This window comes from Collinsella sp. LCP21S3_C7 (assembly GCF_052118485.1).
Classification (GTDB): domain Bacteria; phylum Actinomycetota; class Coriobacteriia; order Coriobacteriales; family Coriobacteriaceae; genus Collinsella.
Window position 1 is genome coordinate 25080 of sequence record NZ_JBQKHC010000010.1, and the last position, 16721, is coordinate 41800.

The window sequence follows — 16721 nt, forward strand, 5'->3', positions numbered from 1 at the left end:
AGGTTTGGCCGATTAGTGGCAGGGATAGCTAAAATAGCCCCGTCCCAAATTGACTGCTCCCGATGTGGAGCGAGCCGGCATCCGAACGCAGCTAAAAAGCCCCGTCCCAGAAAGACTGGTCGCAGAAAGACGCGCTAGTCGTGAAGGACGGCGCCGAGGAAGTCGGCGTCAAAGGGCACGGCTTCGGCAAAGGCATAGTTCCCGTCGCTGGCGATGAGCAGGTAGTTTTCCTCGCCGCCGAACTCTGTATCGCCACAGGGGACCACCCAGGCGTGGGCGAATACCTCGAGTGCCGTGGCAGCGCAGTCGCGCAGGAACGTTACATCGCTCCCCTCGTTTGCGCTCACGATATTGGCGACGTAGATACCCCCGGGGTTCAGGCTGCCCCGCACTAAGCGCAACGCCTCAACCGTCGCCAGCTCGCGTACGGGCTCGGCACCGCCAAAGCAATCGCTCACGACCACGTCGTAGCGACGATGGCCCACACTCGTCACACCCAGATACGAGCGAGCCTCAGCGGTTATCACCCGCAGGCGATCGCCCGCCGCGCGCTCTAGCTCGTCTAGGTAGAACCAGCGGCGCGCCAGGCGCGTAATCTCTCCGTCATACTCGATAACGTCCATGCGCAGGCCCTCGTGCGACATCAGCGCAAATTTGGGATAGGCAAACCCGCCGCCACCTAGCATAAGCATACGGCTGATACCGTGACCATAAACGTCACGCATCGCATCCTCGGCCTCAAACACGTCGTCAAACGCGCGATAATACGCAAAGACGGGCTCCGCCCAGCGCTCGCCGACGTAACTCGCGCTTTGGTAGACACCGCCTTGCACCAATACGCGGACTTCATCGCCGCCCTCATCGTGCACGCGTTTCACACGCGCCAATCCATTGCGGGTTCGCGCGACCTGCAGGCAGGCAGCGCGAACAGCGACGGCAGCCGCGCCCAGCGCCGCGGCTCCCAGAGCAACGCCGGCAACAACGCCGGCAGAAACACTCGGCTTGTTCATCTAGAGCTCCTTTTGCAGATAAAGGCCATGGTCATAAAATCCAAGATGGCGATAGTACTCGCGCGTGCCAATCGCGCTGATCACGTTGATGCGCGCATAACCCGCATCCCGGGCAATCTCGCACGCACGCTCTACGAGCAAACGCCCCAACCCGTGATGCTGCGCCGCCTGGCCCTGGTCGCCCACGCGCGCCGCCATGCCGTACACGTGCACCTCGCGAATCATCGCCTCGTCCGGCGTCGTCGGCAACTCGTCCGCATGCGCGGCAACAAACGAATGGTCGGGCAGCGACAGGCGCAAAAAGCCCGCAATCTTGCCCTGCGGCGTCACCCACTGCAAAAAGCGCTCGTGCGTCACCGGCGTCTCGTACGCCACATCCTCGTCAAGGGTCAGCTCATCCAAGTCGGCACCCGCCGTGCTGATCTCGCGATAGCGAATCTCACGCACCGTCGCACCGTCACCCCGAGCAGCCAGGCGGTTCTCGACGAGCTGACGCAGGTTGGGCTTCTTGTTGCCCACCATAATGTCGTCGGAGCTAAAATCGCGGATCATGCGGCTGATGCGGCAGAACGGCGGCGTCACCACGATATCGTCGGCCAGCACGTCGAGCAGCTCCTCCTCGGTATAGGGGCGCCACTCGCCGCGCTCGTAACAGCCCACCAGACGCGAGCCCTCGATGAGCGCGCACGGGTAGACCTTGACCTCGTCGGGCATAAAGGCCCCCTCGGTCATAAAGCGCTCGTAGTCGCGCTTGTCCCCCTCGGGTGTGGCACCCAGCAAGTTAAGCATAAAATGCGCGTGGATCTTAAAGCCAAACAGGCGCGCAAGCGAAAACGCCCGCTCGATTTGCCCCACCGAAATGCGACGCTCGTTGATATCGAGCAGGTACTGGTCGAGGCTCTGGATGCCCATCTGGATCTTGGTGCAGCCCAGGCGGCGGATGAGCGTAAGCGCCTGCGGCGTTACGGCATCGGGGCGCGTCTCGATAACGAGTCCCACCACGCGATGCTTCGCCGTCTCGTTGATGTGCTGCTGACGCTCGAGCTCCTCCATCGTTGCCGTCTGCCACTCGGTGACCTCGCCCCACGGCGTACCGGGGCCGTACAGACGACGCACCGCACGGTTATAGCCGCCCACGGCAGCATCCACACGCTCCTGCTCGTCGGCAACGCCGGCAGCGAGCTCGGCCTCGTCTGTCGCAATGCCGGCAGCCCGATAGCGCTCGCGGCGCTCCGCTACCACCGGCGGCAGCGCATCGGCGGGTGCACCGTCGAGCAGACGCCCCGCCTCAGCACGGCTGATGCCCGGACGCGCCAACATGGGGTTGGCCGCCACGCCGGCGACGGCATCGTCATTGAGCGCACGGAAAAGCTCCGACATAAACCATGTCTGATAGCCTTCCGGATAGTCGCTCCAGGTGCCACCGAGCACAATGAGCTCAATCTTATCGGTCGCATGCCCCATCTGCGAAAGCGCGGTCAGACGAGCGCTCACCTGCAGATACGGATCGAAGCAATTTTGCTCCGCACGGGCGCACGCGGGCTCGGCATGCAAATAGCTTTTGGGCATACGCAGGTCGTTGGGGCAAAACAGGCAATCGCCCGAGCACGGCCACGGCTTGGTGATGACGGTAATGGTCGCCACGCCCGAAGCCGTGCGGCGCGGCTTCATGCGTAGCACCTGCAGCAGTTGACGTTCCAGATCGGAATCGACATTCCACGCAGCCCAACGAGCCGGATCCTCACGTTTAACCCGCTGGTAGAACGGCAGCAGACGGCGCTTGGCCAGATCGCGCTTGTCGGCACCCTCACGGCGCGCCTCGGCATGTATCAGTTTGACGAGCGCCTTGTCGTCTACGGTCTCGCCGCGACGCAGGGTCTCAAGTATGTTCAAGATAATCTGTTCCATGCCCCCATTGTAAAGGCAAAGGCGCCGGAGCCCGTCACGGCCCCGGCGCCTCCATCAAAGAGCACGCCTATATGTACCGATCTCCGAAAACCGCATGTCACTCCGAATCAAACGACATGTCGCCCGAACCGACCTCAAAACGATACGTGGCAGACTTATCCCCGTTGTCGAATTCAAGATTCAAAATGGTCTCGCCGTCGTAGCCAAGCGGAAGGAAATCGCTCTCGAAGTCGCCGCTGCCCAAGGTGACGCTCGCCTTAAAGCCCGTCGAGTTCGGAACCGTCATCTCCACATCGCCCGAGCCCACACTCACGTCCATCGACTTCGCGGGGGCCTGGTAAAGCTCGAACGTCACATCGCCCGAACCGACCTCAGCGCTGAGCGCATCAGTCACGCTGCCCGAAAACTCTACATCTCCCGCACCCAGGAAAAGGTCGAAACCATCACAGGTGACACCGGCAATCTGCAGATCACCCGAGCCCACGTGCGCGTTGACTCCCTTCAGATGTTCGGCGACACGGCGTGGCAGCTCAACCGTAACTGAGCGATCGATTGCCTTACCGTCATCACTTCCAAACTGGGAAACCTTGAGCGTCGAGTCCTCGACGGATGCGATGTTTTGCGTCGCGGCCTTGGAGGCATCCATACCCTCGGCAACGCGCCCCCGCTCTAATAGGGATCGTAAAGAAGATGAGCGCGGCAAAGGGGCCGGCGCCAAACGGGAACATCAGCAAAAAGAACAGTAGCCAGCACACGGCCCAATACGGGAACGACTGGAACGGGCCCTTCACCGGAGTCGAGCCAACTGTGCCGCCACTCGTCGCCTGCGCCGTAGCAGCATTGGCGGCCTGCGCACTCCAGCTTGCCGCTTGTGCCGCCTTGGCCGCAGCATCACTCGCCTGCGTTGCCGCCTCGGTGGCGCGTGCCGCCGCCTCATGGGTGCGGGCGCGCTCCGCGGCCTCGGCCTCGCGCTGACGGGCGCGGTCCTCGTTCTCAAACTCGATATCGTCCTCGATCTCGTCGCTCGGATTGAGCAGCTCGTCCAGGCTCACGCCATAGAGTTTGGCGAGCGAGATCAGGTTCTCGGTATCGGGCGCGCTCTCCGCGCGCTCCCATTTACTGACCGCCTGGCGCGACAGTCCCAGCTTTCGCGCCAGCCCTTCTTGGCTAAAGCCTTTGCTGCGGCGAAGGTCGGCGAGCCGCTGCGCAGTTTCTACATTCATGGTTCCTCCTATGTGATGCCAGCCGTGCCGCCGGACCGTTTATGTTCTTAAGGCGCCTTGCACAGTTAAAAATCTATCCGCCACCGCCAAAAGCATGCCACCTATTCTAGTGAGATTTTTGACAACCGGCGGTTGCGGGTGCATATGAGCTGCGGAAATGTGTCCAAACAAAGCAATGACACGTAGCTTGGTTGTCCCCGTTGCGGCGTTAACGGTAGTATGGTCGTACTGTTAATTCCGCACCGCCAACGGAGGGAGTCCCGCGCCGTGAACCGCGATTTCGCCTCATCGCTCATCCAGCTCAACAACACGTTCTATCGCGAGCACTCCGCCTCCTTTTCCGATACGCGTCAGGCCCCGTGGCCCGGCTGGGTACGCACCATGGATATCGCGCTCGGGCAGCTCGACGTCGCCACAATCGAGCATCCCGTCCGCGTCTTCGATCTCGCCTGCGGCAATATGCGATTCGAGAACTTTGCCGCCGGCGGCGCACTTGCCGCCAAGGGCGTCGACGGCGCAAACTCCTCGGCAGACGCCAGCTGCCCGTTTGAGTTCTATGGCGTCGACTCGTGCCAAGACCTGGCTATCGATGCGCACGGTCACGCCCTGCGCATTCCCAACCTGCACTTCCAGGAACTCGACGTGCTCGACGCCCTCATGAAGCTCAACCCCGCCGAGACACCCGACGCGCTTTTCGACGCCCCGCTCGCCGACATCTCGGTCTGTTTTGGCTTTATGCACCACGTGCCGTCGTGCGAATACCGCGTGCGCGTGCTCGACGCCCTGGTGCGGCAGACGCGCCCGGGCGGCATCATCGCCATTAGCTTTTGGGAGTTTATGAACGACGAGCGCATGGCGCGCAAGGCCGTTCGTGCCGAGGCCCGCGCCGAGCTCACCCCGCCGTTTGAGGGTTACGATTCAGCGCAGTTTGAAGCCGGCGACCACCTCATTGGCTGGCAAAACGACCGCCACGCCTACCGCTATTGCCACCACTTTGACGATCAGCAGATCACCGACTTGGTGCGCGGCGTGCGCACGTTCTACAAGAGCGGCGAGGTCCCCGTACGCGAGCTTGAGCGCTTCCATGCCGACGGTCGCAGTGGCGAGCTCAACCGCTACGTGATTCTCAAGCGCCTGTAGGCACCGACGAGCCGCCGACGAGCCGCACCGCATCTTTCGGGCAAGCTATGCCTACCCTTTTTTCAACCCATTGACGGAACGCGCAGCTATGCGTTCCATACTTATGACCAAGGAGCCTCATGGGAGCCGTCCACGTTCGCACGCCTAAGAACTTTGTGCTCGAAGAGCGCCTGGAGCGCTACGCCGATGCGATTGAGACGAACCCTGAAATCTATGCCGGAGATTGGCGCGAGGCCTGTGCGCCCGCAGGCAGCAAGTCTTTCGAACACCTTCACCTGGATCTTGGCTGCGGCAAGGGAACGTACCTTGTAGAGCGCGCGGCCCACGAGCCAAACACGCTCTTTATCGGCATGGACCAGGAGCCCATCTGCATCGCCTATGCCGCACAGAAAATCTGCGAGCAGGAACTGACCAACGCACTCGTCCTGCCCCGAGGCGCCGCATCGTTGCCGCAGCTGTTTGCCACAGGCGAGCTCGATGCCATCACCATCAACTTTCCCACGCCGCAGCCTAAGGCCAAGTACGCCAAAAAACGACTCGTCCATGTCGACCATCTGATGCTCTACCGCCCGCTTTTTTCAGCCGGCGCCACCGTCACGCTGCGCACCGACAGCAAGCCATTGCGCGACTACGCCCTGGGGCAGTTTGCCGCGGCCGGCTACGACACACTATGGGTAAGTGACGACGTTCGCCGCGACCATCCCGAGCATCCCGAGACCGAATACGAGCGCCGCACGCGCGAGATGGGTGCCGCCGTCTATGGCATTTGCGCCACTCCCGACGCGCTGCCCAGCGATGAACAGCTCACGGCGGGGCGCGCGCAGGAGCAAAGCCTTGCGTGCTACCTGCCCGACAATCTCGATGAGCTCACCTACGTGCCCCTCGGCATGGAAGAGGCCGTCGAGAACTTTAAAAACCGCGCCCGCAAGGGCAAGAAGCGCTTACCGCAGGAGTCCCAGGGGCCCCTGATGGTCGCGGCTTCGGCAAACAAGCGCAAATAGGCGCCAGCAAACGACCCTCAAATCTAAGTGAGTAGACTTTTTTGCAATAGCCAAGCACAACCCGCGTAACCAATAGTAAAACCGCAGGTAGAGCCTTTGCGCAAAAGCCATGTGCTCGCGATATTGCAAAAAGTCTACTCACTTAGCTGGCAACTGCACCAAACAGCTGGGCAGAACGCCCATTTCCTGCATTTTCTTGCCTGCGAACGCATCGATGCGACGCTACGCCATAATAGTTGGCGGACAATCGCGAGAGAAAGCAAACACATGGCACAGACCACGACAGATACCGCCGCCAGCACCGTCTCCGGTGCCGGCGCCGCCAGCTCGTTCTCGGGCGGCACGGGAACCGAAGCCGAGTTTGGCTCGCTCGGCGCTCTCTCTCCCACCTGGTGGGAGCCCGAGGACGGCAGCGAGCCCGAACCATGGCTCACGCCCGATCAAGCCTTCGAACGCTTCTTTGAATGGACGAGCGACCGTGGCATTGAACTGTGGGATCACCAAGAAGAGGCCCTCATGGACCTGGCCGCCGGCGATCACGTCATTTTAGGCACACCGACCGGATCGGGTAAATCGCTCGTCGCGCTGGGCATGCTCTTTATGGGCATGGCTCAGGGCAAGCGCTGCTATTACACGGCCCCCATCAAAGCCCTGGTCAGCGAAAAGTTCTTCGACCTGGTACAGGTACTCGGCCGCGATAACGTCGGTATGATCACCGGCGATACGCATATCAATACCAAGGCGCCCGTCATCTGCTGCACGGCCGAAATCCTTGCCAACGATGCGCTGCGCGAGGGCGAGGGCGCCGACGTGGGCTGCGTGGCCATGGACGAGTTCCACTACTTTGCCGACCCCGATCGCGGTTGGGCCTGGCAGGTGCCGCTGCTCACCCTGCCTCACACGCAATTCATGCTCATGAGCGCCACGCTCGGCGATGTCACCGCGATCGCCGCCTCGCTCGAGGAGCACACCGGCGCTGCTTGCGACTTGGTTGACGATGCCCCGCGTCCTGTTCCGCTGAGCTACGACTATGTGACGACCTCCCTCGAGGGCACGGTCGAGCTCGCCATGCGCCGTGGCGAGGCCCCGCTCTATATCGTGCACTTTAGCCAGGATGCCGCCCTTGCGACGGCACAGTCGCTCGCCAATTTTGGCATCGCCAGCAAGGAGCAGCGCGAAGCCATCAAAGAAGCGGCAAAGGGAACGAGCTTCTCCACGGCCTTTGGCAAGATTCTCAAGCGCCTGCTTGGATGCGGCGTCGGCGTGCACCATGCTGGCATGTTGCCGCGCTATCGCCTGCTGGTCGAGCGCTTGGCGCAGCAGGGCCTGCTGCCCGTCATCTGCGGCACCGATACGCTCGGCGTCGGCATCAACGTACCCATCCATACCGTGGTGCTCACCGCGCTCACCAAGTTCGATGGTTACAAAATGCGTCGTCTGCGCGCCCGAGAGTTCCATCAAATTGCCGGTCGCGCCGGTCGCTCGGGCTTCGATACCGAGGGCGTGGTAATCGCCGAGGCACCCGAGCACGAGATCGAGAATGCCAAGCTTATGGCCAAGGCGGGCGACGACCCCAAAAAACTCCGTAAGATTAAAAAGAAAAAGGCCCCCGAGGGCTTTGTCTCATGGAACAAGCAAACTTTTGAGCACCTGATCGAGACGCAACCCGAAACACTCAAGCCACGCCTGCGCATCACGCACTCTATGGTGATTAGTGTGGTCGAGCAGGGCGGCAATGCCCGAGCCCGCGTACATGACCTCATCGAGACAAGCCTGCAGACCCCCGAAGAAAAGGCCAAGCTCGAGGTTCGCGCCGACGAGATCTTCGCCACGCTCATCGACTCCGGCGTCGTCGTGCGCACCGAGGTGCCGCCCGCACCCGACGCTCCGGCTGACGCCGCGCCGGACATCGACTACGCGCTGACGGTCGACCTGCCGGAGGACTTTGCGCTCGACCAGCCGCTCTCGCCGTTTTTACTTGCCGCGCTGGAGCTGCTCGACCCCGAAAGTGAGACCTATACCATGGACCTCATCTCGATGGTCGAGGCCACGCTCGAGGACCCCAAGCAGGTATTGCGTGCACAGGAGCGCGCCGCACGCGATCGCGCTATGGCCGAGATGAAGGCCGACGGCATCGAGTATGAGGAACGCTTGGAGCGCATTCAAGACGTCACGTACGAAAAGCCGCTCGAGGATTTGCTCGACGCCGCTTTTGACAAGTACTGCCAGGAAGTGCCCTGGGCAAACGACTACCAGCTCTCTCCCAAGAGTGTCCTGCGCGATATGCTGGAAAGCGCGAGCGATTTTAAGGGTTACATTCAAAAGCTCGGCATCGCCCGCTCCGAGGGCATTTTGCTTCGCTACCTGGCAGAGGCCTACCGTTCGCTCGACCGCACCGTACCCATCGAGAAGCGCGACGAGCGCCTGCGCGACATTATCTCGTGGCTGGGCTTTGTGGTGCGCTCGGTGGACTCGAGCCTGGTGGACGAGTGGGAGAACGCTGGCAACCCGGCAGCCCTCGATGCCGCGCCGCCACAGGGCATCGACGAGGTCGTGGCGGACCGCCGCGGCTGCACGCTGCTGGTGCGCAATGCGCTCTTCCGCCGCGTGACCCTTGCCGCCCGTGAGCACGTTCGCGACCTGGGCGAGCTCGACGACGACTGGGGCATGAGCGAGATCCGCTGGCAAAAGGCCCTCGATGCCTACCATGAGCAGCACGAGGAAATCCTCACCGACGGAGATGCCCGCAGCGCCGCGATGTTTTCCATCGATGAGTCCGACGAGAAGACCACGCACGTATGGCACGTGCACCAGATCTTTGCCGACGAGGACGGCGACCACGACTTTGGCATCATGGGCGATGTCGATCTGGACGCCACGCAAGACGGCGGTGAAGTCATCTTCAAAAACTACCGCGTCGGCTTTATCGAAGACCTGCTCGAGGACTAGTCGAACATACTGGAACGAAACGAAGCGGGGCCATTGGCAATATCGCCAGCGGCCCCGTTTTTGCACTATACGCTATGCATTACTCGGTATCCTCGACCTCATACGAATCCGCCTCGGCTGGCTCATCGTTTGTCTCTGGCGCAGCCCCGCGCGCCTCGTCAAACGCCGCCTTCATGGTCTTGTTGCCCCACGTGAGCTTGCGAATGGTAAGATCGTCGGCCTTCTTGTTGGCTAGGCGCAGATTGTTCTCGGAGGACAGCAATGCCTCCTTGGTTTTCTGCAGATGGCTAATCGTCTTGTCGATCTCATCGATTGCCGTTTGGAACTTGCGGCTCGCGATCTCGTAGTTGCGACCGAAATCATTCTTGAACTTCTCCATCTTGGCTTCGAAGTTCGTGACGTCGATATTCTGCTGTTTGTACTCCGCTAGCTCCTGCTTATAGCGCAGTGAGCCCATGGCGGCGTTGCGAAGGAGCGTGATCATGGGAATGAAAAACTGCGGGCGAATCACGTACATCTTCTCGTAGCGATAGCTCACGTCGACTATCCCTACGTTATAGAGCTCACTCTCGGGCTCGAGCAGCGTGCAGAGCACCGCGTACTCACAGCCTTTCTGGCGACGATCGTGATCGAGTTTCTTAAAGAAGTCCTCGTTTTTATGCTTGGTCGCGGTCTCGTCGTTTTCGTTTTTCATCTCGAACATAATCGAAATGACCTCGTTGCCGCTCGCGTCGCACTCGCGGAAGATAAAGTCGCCCTTGGTACCCTCGGACGCATCGTTATCCTTCTCGAAGTACGCGTTGGGAAATGCCGTCATGCGCAGACGGTTAAACTCGGTTTCGCAGTGCTGCTCGAGCGACTCGCCCACCATCTTGGTGGACAGACGGACCTTCATGTCCTTAAGGCGCTCGATCTCTTCATCCTTGTAGCGAATCAGGTCATCGCTCGCGCGCTTGGCCTGCGCAAGCTCGAGCTCGTGTGCCGCCTTGGCCTGTTCCTCGCGAGAATCGCGCACCGCCAGCTCGCTCGTCAGTTTGGCACGCGCCTCATCGCGCTCTCGCTCCGCCGCGGCGACCGCCTTCGACAGCTCCATTTTTGCAGAAAGTTCTTGCTCACGAAGCTGTGCACGAAGGCCCTCGGCCTCGCGCTCAGACTGAGCCTTTGCGGCGGAAAACTTCTCTTGTACCTTCGCGCGATAGTCAGCAAGCGCGCGCTCGGCCTCGCTGCGAGCGGCATCGAGCTCACGCTGCGACTCTGCCGCGGCAGCGGCAAGCGCCATCTCCTGGGCCTTGTCCGCCGCGGCAAGCCTGGCCTGCAGCTCGGCAATCTGAGCATCACGTGCAGCTAAATCGTTTTGAGCGGCATTGCGCGCCGCCGACTCGACGAGCTTGGCTTCGTCATCTTTGCGCTCCAGCTGCGCACGCAAATTGTCGATCTCGCGCTGGAGTTCGGCATTCTCCTTTTGAGCGTTGGCTCGTGCCTCTACCGCCGCGCGCTGGCTTGCACTCTCGCGCTCTGCGGCAGCGCCCTCGAGCTTGGCGCGCAGCTCGGCGAGCTCGGCATCGCGCTTGGCAACCTCTTGTGCCAGCTGTTGAGCTGCAGCGTTCTTCTGCTCGGTAAGCTGAGCGTTGCGCTGGGACTCTGCCTCTTGCAAGGCAGCCATCGAACGCGAGCGCTCAAGCTCCAGCGCTTGCTCGCCCTCGCGCTGGACCGCCTTCACACGCTCATCCAGGTCGCGCGAAAACTCGGCATCGCGCACTTGCTTGACGATATCCGCATAGCCGGACGCGTCGACCTTAAATACTTCGCCACAATGCGGGCACTTGATCTCGTTCATAGCAGCTCCTCGATAGACGCAAATTTCAACCGCCTACACTCTACCGCGCTGCGCGGACAAAAAAGGCGCCGCCGCCATAATGGCAACGGCGCCAGAACCGCCACAAAGGTGCCCGTCCCCTTTGTGGCGTTTTGTGTGACGGTTCGAGAATTACAATCCAAAGAAGCCTAGGATTTGGTCACGGCTTACGGGCTTGTACTCGTTGGCATCGAGGCCGACATCGTAGCGAAAGATAGGACGTTCGCGATCGCGGTTGCGCGTATTGGTGCGGTCTCCCCTGCTGTGGATATGCCCGTGCAGCATGATGGCGCCACGTGCCTTGCCATTCCAGCTGAGCATGGGGTAGTGGCTCATAACCAGACGATGACCCTTGGCATAGCCGGGGGCAATCTCCAGGTAATCACGCACGTCTTCCCAAATCTGCGGCACGTCGGGATCTTCCCAGTCGCCGTCATGGTTACCACGGATGAGCGTCACGTTCTGGCATTCGATGCGCTCGCGCAGGCGCACGGCATCCGCTAGGGGCAGACGATAGGTAAAGTCGCCCAGAATATAGAGGCGGTCGTCCGCAGCCACGCACTCATTGATGACATCGATGACCTTGCGGTTCATCTCCTCAACCGAGCCAAACGGTCGGTCCATGTCGTGCAAGATATTCGTGTCGCCCAGGTGCAGGTCGGCGGTAAACCACATCATCGTCTCAGTCCTCATTTCGCAACGCGTCCAACTCGTGCTAAGTATACAGACGCAGCGATGCGGCAGTTACCCAAAGAGCCCGCCAAACAGTCCGCGACGGCGCTTGTCTTTCTTTTTCGACGCATCACCCTGAGTTTTCTTGTCCTGTCGCATCTTACGGTCCTGCTCCAGCTCATCGTCGTCGAGTAGCATATCCCACTCAAACGAATCGTCCGTCAAATCGAACAGGTCATCGTCATCAAACATGGCAGCCTCCCTTACCGATTAGCGGGCATCCACCACATAGAGGCCAACGCGCACCTGGTGCCACGGGCTACGCTCGGGGGCAACCTGCTGCACGCGGGCCTCAAATACGTCCTCATGGCCGTAATACATCATCAAGGACAGCGGACCGACCTCGTTTCCCGGAACATAGCCAAGCTTGGTGTTGCCGTAGTAGATCGCAACCGCCTCGGGATCATGGGGATTATCGCGCTCGGCGCACAGCTTCAGTTTATCGCCCACTTTAAGATCGCCCAGGACCAAAGCGCCGTCGGCATACTGAAATCCCGCAATGTGAAACGACAGAAGAACACGTGAAGGCTCGTACATGGCAACTCCCCTAACGGCCGGATAAACCGGCGCTTAACCTTACCGAGAAGTCTACGGGTCCGTACGGACACAAATTCATCCTGCCTGCGTCTTTTCGACCGTTTGTCCCTACGCCATCTGATTCTAATGCACAAACATGCGCACGAATTTGTGCTTCCAGTTTGCGTAAGGGGCATAGCGGAATGGCACGTCCAGCCACGTTGCCTTGTTCACGATGCTTTTCTTGTGGCTAAACGTATCGAAGCTCTCGCGTCCATGGTACTGCCCCATACCGCTCGCTCCCATGCCGCCAAAGCCCATATGGCTCGTAGCCAGGTGCATGATCGTGTCGTTGACGCAACCGCCACCAAAGGGCACGTAACGCACAAAGCGCTGCTGAACCTCACGGTCCTGGCTAAAGATATACAGGGCCAGCGGCGTCGGACGATCCGTAATAAACGTCTCGGCCTCCTCTAGGCTCTCAAACGTCAGCACCGGCAAGATGGGACCGAAAATCTCCTCCTGCATCACGGCGTCATCGGGGGCCACGCCGTCCAAAATTGTCGGCTCAATCTTGAGCGAAGCCTCGCGCGCAGCACCTCCAAGCACGACCTTATCGGAATCGATTAGCCCATGCACGCGCGCAAAATGCTTGGCATTGACGATATGCCCGTAATCCTCGTTGTCGAGCGGATGCTCGCCAAACATACGGCGCGCCTCTTCCTTGATGAGGCCTAGCAACTCGTCGTGCACACGCGTATCGACCAGCAGGTAGTCGGGCGCCACACAGGTCTGCCCCACGTTGAGCCATTTACCAAAGGCGATACGCCGTGCCGCAACCTTCAAGTTTGCCGTCGCATCCACGATGCAGGGACTCTTTCCACCCAGCTCAAGCGTCACGGGCGTAAGGTTTTTACTTGCGCGCTCCATGACGAGCTTGCCGACCGGAACGCTACCGGTAAAGAAGATCTTGTCCCAGCACTCATCGAGCAGCGCTTCGTTCTCGGCGCGCCCGCCCTCGACAACTGTCACCAGGCACGGATCAAATGCTTCTTCGCAGATCTGCTTGAGCACCGCACTCGATGCTGGAGCATAGGCGCTCGGCTTGATGACCACAGTATTGCCCGCGGCAAGGGCGCCGGCGAGCGGCTCGAGCGTTAGCAAAAACGGGTAGTTCCACGGGGCCATGATGAGCGTGACGCCATAGGGCACGGCTTGCGTCTTGCACACACTCACGGCGTTGGCAAGGTCGCACGGACGCAGGCGCGGACGACTCCATCGAGCCACATGCGCGATCTGATGACGAATCTCGGAAAGCGACGTGCCGATCTCGCACATATACGCCTCGTCATGCGACTTTCCCAAATCGGTCTTGAGTGCATGGGCAATATCGGCCTCGTGGGCCCGCACCGCATCGCGTAAACTCACGAGCGCACGACGTCGAGCATCGACATCAAACGTGGCGTGCGTCTTAAAGTAGACGCGCTGGTCTCCGACAATGCGCGCAATTTCCTCGGTATTCATGGACCCTCCTAGTTCTCGCCCTCAAACATACCACCCGCGTCAACCTCGTACATGCGCATCAGCTCCAAACGGTCCAACAAAAGTGGAACGGGGTACAGCGGATTGGCCTCGGCATCGGCATGCGCCGCCATCTCGGGAATGTCGGAGCGGCGAATGCCCGTCACATATTTGGGAATGTCCAAGGCGGCGTTCATTCGATCGACCCAATCGATAAAGGCCTCGACGGCATGCGTCAGGGCGCCCATGCCCGTCTGCCCCGTAATGGAGGCGGGCAGACCGCGCGAACTCGGGGTCATGCACCGCAAAGCGCGGGATAAGCACAAAGTCGTTAATGGGGTACTTGTAGTGCGTCTCGTCATCGGTGATAACCGCCGCGAGCGTAACTTCGCTTCCCGTACCGGCGGTAGTGGGAACCGCAATAAGCAGCGGCAGGAGACGGTGGACGCGCAGCAGGCCGCGCATCTTGTTGATGGGCTTGTTTGGCTGCGCGATTCGTGCTCCCACGCCCTTGGCACAGTCCATGGCCGAGCCACCGCCAAAGCCGATAATGGCCTGGCAGGCGCTCTCTCAGCATGCTCCAGAATGCGTGGCTCGGTATAGGGCAGCACCGGCGATGCGATGCGAAAAACCGTTTGATACGTTCGGCACCAGGCGCAGCGGGCTAGATGCATAAAGGAAACTCCCTCATTTGTTGATTGGTCAACATTTGTTCGACTGATTGTACTCATCAGAGGTCGCAGGCGGCCTGCCAATCGTTAATCAATCAACATCTTCATCTCTCAAAATTGTTTTATCAAAAATCATTCCTAATAGGCTTCACATTTTGTTGCATTTATGGATAATAGAACTCGTCAAGACGCACGTCCGGAGAGGGCCCTTACGGGATCGGACAAGCGCCCCATCGCCATCCATCGAAAGGATCGAATCATGAAATTTGTTTGCCCCGTTTGCGGTTATGTGGAAGAGTTCGACGGCGACCAGCTGCCCGAGGATTTTAAGTGCCCCCAGTGCGGCGTTCCCGGTTCTCGTTTCCTGAAGCAGGAGGAGGGCAAGCTCGAGTGGGCTGCCGAGCACGTCGTGGGCGTCGCCAAGATGGAGGGCGTCTCCGAGGACATCGTTGCCGACCTGCGCGCCAACTTTGAGGGCGAGTGCTCTGAGGTCGGTATGTACCTGGCCATGGCTCGCGTCGCCCATCGCGAGGGCTATCCCGAGATCGGCCTATACTGGGAGAAGGCTGCCCACGAGGAGGCCGAGCACGCCGCCAAGTTCGCCGAGCTCCTGGGCGAGGTCGTGACCGACTCCACCAAGAAGAACCTCGAGATGCGCGTTGAGGCCGAGAACGGCGCCACCGCCGGCAAGACCGATCTTGCCAAGCGCGCCAAGGCCGCTGGCCTCGATGCCATCCACGATACCGTGCACGAGATGGCTCGCGACGAGGCCCGCCACGGCAAGGCTTTCGCCGGCCTGCTCAAGCGCTACTTTGGCTAAGCCAACCGCCTGAGAGATAATCTCTAACTTTAAAGGGCCCGAACCGCATGGTTCGGGCCTTTTTTCGTGTCTCATGAACTCGTTAACGCCCTGAAATAGGGCCACCTTCGGCATCGACTTCTCGTCAAAAACTAAGTGAGTAGACTTTTTGGAACTTGCCGAGCAGACCATCCATATTGCTCTATAAAGCCGCAGGTAAATGACTTGTTGCAAAACGGCCTGGTCGCCATCACGCCAAAAGTCTACTCACTTAGATCCGCGCTGTCCACGATCGAGCTGTTTTGTGTCCAATGGACATCTTTCCGCCGATTACTCCCAATTTTGTCCAGTCAACGAATAGTTCAGACCGGAGTAATGCCTCAGCCCTTTGCTCATCCGAGCTTTTTTCGCGATATTCAACATCGAGCATCCTGCATACGGCCTTAACGATCGCACGGAATCTATCCTCATCGGATATCTGTCCGTGTGTCAGGAGAAGCACGTCGTAGCCCATGGCTTGAAGCGCCGTCATGCGATCAGCGTCACGCAAGCCATCCCCCGCGCGCCCGTGCGAGGCCTTTCCCTGGCATTCAATAGCCACCTGTCGCCTCCCGTCCGGCGAGGAAAGAAGTAGATCGATATATACGCGGGTCTTTCCTACAATCGCTCGAGCACTTGTGCTTAACATCACTTTGACATTGAGCTCTATGCCGCAAAAACCTTCACCTCCCAGGGCTCGCGGCAGTCCAAGCAACAAATACGCCTCGACCTCAAAAGGCGAAGCGGCACCCAATGGAACGAGTTGCGACACCGCCATAAATCGATTGCCGTAACGCATCCCGCAAACATCTGAACAAAAACGGTCAAGGTCCCCATCCAAAACCAAAGCGTCGCGACGCCACAAATTTGAGGCGGCGCCGCCCTCGGACGGGCAGCGCACCCAACCCAACGTTGTCGAAATCGTACCCGAATCAATTGCACGCGAAAGCTCCACCTCAAGTGCCGCCGGCAGGGCGCATACCGCAAACAAGCCGCACATCTCCGCCAATACCAGAAGAAGTTGGAGATCCGTCAGATGTCGAGACATGATAAATGCCGTCAGCAGAGGAGACGTGACCAAAAATCCATGCTCCGTTTCCAGCACGGATTCCCTGGGGAGTTCACCAAGAAACAGCCGCTGCCTAATGTTGGCAGGGCAAGTCCGTTTGTTTCTCGTCCGAACCAATGTATACAACGGAAAACCGAGCGCGACCGCAGCCGTCGGGTTGCGGACGAGGTCATATCGCTGCCGGTCTTCATCCGGCCGCGGAAGCGGAGGACACAAAGCGCGGACTTGAGGGGGCAAACGCCAGTACCTAAAAGCCGATATGTCACAAAGTAGATCCTTCATAGGCAC

15 protein-coding genes and 1 pseudogene are annotated in these 16721 nt (G+C 59.9%); 4 read left to right on the top strand and 12 right to left on the bottom strand.

Features of this window, described 5'->3' with window-relative positions:
• Positions 1–134: 134 nt before the first annotated feature.
• From ACTQ1E_RS05265 to ACTQ1E_RS05280, 4 genes are all read right to left on the bottom strand, one after another.
• A complete protein-coding gene (locus ACTQ1E_RS05265) occupies positions 135–1010 on the bottom strand; it encodes a spermidine synthase (protein WP_441559621.1) in 876 nt (291 codons plus the stop codon).
• Positions 1011–2918: an elongator complex protein 3 gene (locus ACTQ1E_RS05270; protein WP_441565137.1), complete on the bottom strand. Its 1908-nt coding sequence runs from the start codon at positions 2916–2918 to the stop codon at positions 1011–1013.
• A 97-nt stretch (positions 2919–3015) separates the two neighbouring features.
• Positions 3016–3564 carry a DUF4097 family beta strand repeat-containing protein gene (locus tag ACTQ1E_RS05275; RefSeq protein WP_441565139.1) on the bottom strand — a complete coding sequence of 183 codons (549 nt, stop codon included), beginning with the start codon at positions 3562–3564 and terminating at the stop codon, positions 3016–3018.
• A complete protein-coding gene (locus ACTQ1E_RS05280; RefSeq protein ID WP_441565141.1) occupies positions 3485–4141 on the bottom strand; it encodes a helix-turn-helix domain-containing protein in 657 nt (218 codons plus the stop codon). Before ACTQ1E_RS05280 ends, ACTQ1E_RS05275 begins: the two co-directional genes overlap by 80 nt.
• A gap of 267 nt (positions 4142–4408) precedes the next feature.
• Here ACTQ1E_RS05280 and ACTQ1E_RS05285 point away from each other — a divergent pair, with 267 nt between their 5' ends.
• From ACTQ1E_RS05285 to ACTQ1E_RS05295, 3 genes are all read left to right on the top strand, one after another.
• The gene (locus ACTQ1E_RS05285) at positions 4409–5281 is read left to right on the top strand and encodes a class I SAM-dependent methyltransferase (protein ID WP_441565143.1); all 873 of its coding nucleotides are present in this window, start codon (positions 4409–4411) and stop codon (positions 5279–5281) included.
• Positions 5282–5400: 119 nt separating this feature from the next.
• Positions 5401–6282: a tRNA (guanine(46)-N(7))-methyltransferase TrmB gene (gene trmB / locus ACTQ1E_RS05290; RefSeq protein ID WP_154517108.1), complete on the top strand. Its 882-nt coding sequence runs from the start codon at positions 5401–5403 to the stop codon at positions 6280–6282.
• Positions 6283–6549: 267 nt separating this feature from the next.
• Complete coding sequence (locus ACTQ1E_RS05295) at positions 6550–9231, top strand: DEAD/DEAH box helicase (RefSeq protein ID WP_441565145.1); 2682 nt, start codon at positions 6550–6552, stop codon at positions 9229–9231.
• A 79-nt stretch (positions 9232–9310) separates the two neighbouring features.
• Here the strand turns inward: ACTQ1E_RS05295 and ACTQ1E_RS05300 are convergent, their stop codons facing one another.
• The 7 genes and pseudogenes from ACTQ1E_RS05300 to ACTQ1E_RS05330 form a co-directional block, all read right to left on the bottom strand.
• Positions 9311–11068, bottom strand: a complete 1758-nt coding sequence (locus tag ACTQ1E_RS05300; RefSeq protein ID WP_441547892.1) for a DUF2130 domain-containing protein — start codon at positions 11066–11068, stop codon at positions 9311–9313.
• A gap of 150 nt (positions 11069–11218) precedes the next feature.
• Entirely contained in the window at positions 11219–11764 is a 546-nt protein-coding gene (locus ACTQ1E_RS05305) for a metallophosphoesterase (protein ID WP_441038956.1), read from the bottom strand.
• Positions 11765–11830: 66 nt separating this feature from the next.
• A complete protein-coding gene (locus ACTQ1E_RS05310) occupies positions 11831–12010 on the bottom strand; it encodes a hypothetical protein (protein ID WP_154517096.1) in 180 nt (59 codons plus the stop codon).
• A gap of 18 nt (positions 12011–12028) precedes the next feature.
• The gene (locus tag ACTQ1E_RS05315; protein WP_441565147.1) at positions 12029–12355 is read right to left on the bottom strand and encodes an HIRAN domain-containing protein; all 327 of its coding nucleotides are present in this window, start codon (positions 12353–12355) and stop codon (positions 12029–12031) included.
• A gap of 123 nt (positions 12356–12478) precedes the next feature.
• Complete coding sequence (locus ACTQ1E_RS05320) at positions 12479–13858, bottom strand: aldehyde dehydrogenase (protein WP_441565149.1); 1380 nt, start codon at positions 13856–13858, stop codon at positions 12479–12481.
• Between the two features lie 8 nt (positions 13859–13866).
• Complete coding sequence (locus tag ACTQ1E_RS05325; RefSeq protein ID WP_441565174.1) at positions 13867–14154, bottom strand: hypothetical protein; 288 nt, start codon at positions 14152–14154, stop codon at positions 13867–13869.
• Positions 14155–14206: 52 nt separating this feature from the next.
• Positions 14207–14380: pseudogene (locus ACTQ1E_RS05330) on the bottom strand (iron-containing alcohol dehydrogenase); the annotation flags it as partial.
• Between the two features lie 405 nt (positions 14381–14785).
• Here ACTQ1E_RS05330 and ACTQ1E_RS05335 point away from each other — a divergent pair.
• Entirely contained in the window at positions 14786–15346 is a 561-nt protein-coding gene (locus tag ACTQ1E_RS05335; RefSeq protein ID WP_154517090.1) for a ferritin family protein, read from the top strand.
• 250 nt (positions 15347–15596) lie between these two features.
• Here ACTQ1E_RS05335 and ACTQ1E_RS05340 read toward each other — a convergent pair whose 3' ends face one another.
• Positions 15597–16469 (bottom strand): hypothetical protein, encoded by an 873-nt coding sequence (locus ACTQ1E_RS05340; RefSeq protein ID WP_441565151.1) that lies wholly within the window; start codon positions 16467–16469, stop codon positions 15597–15599.
• Positions 16470–16721 lie beyond the last annotated feature (252 nt).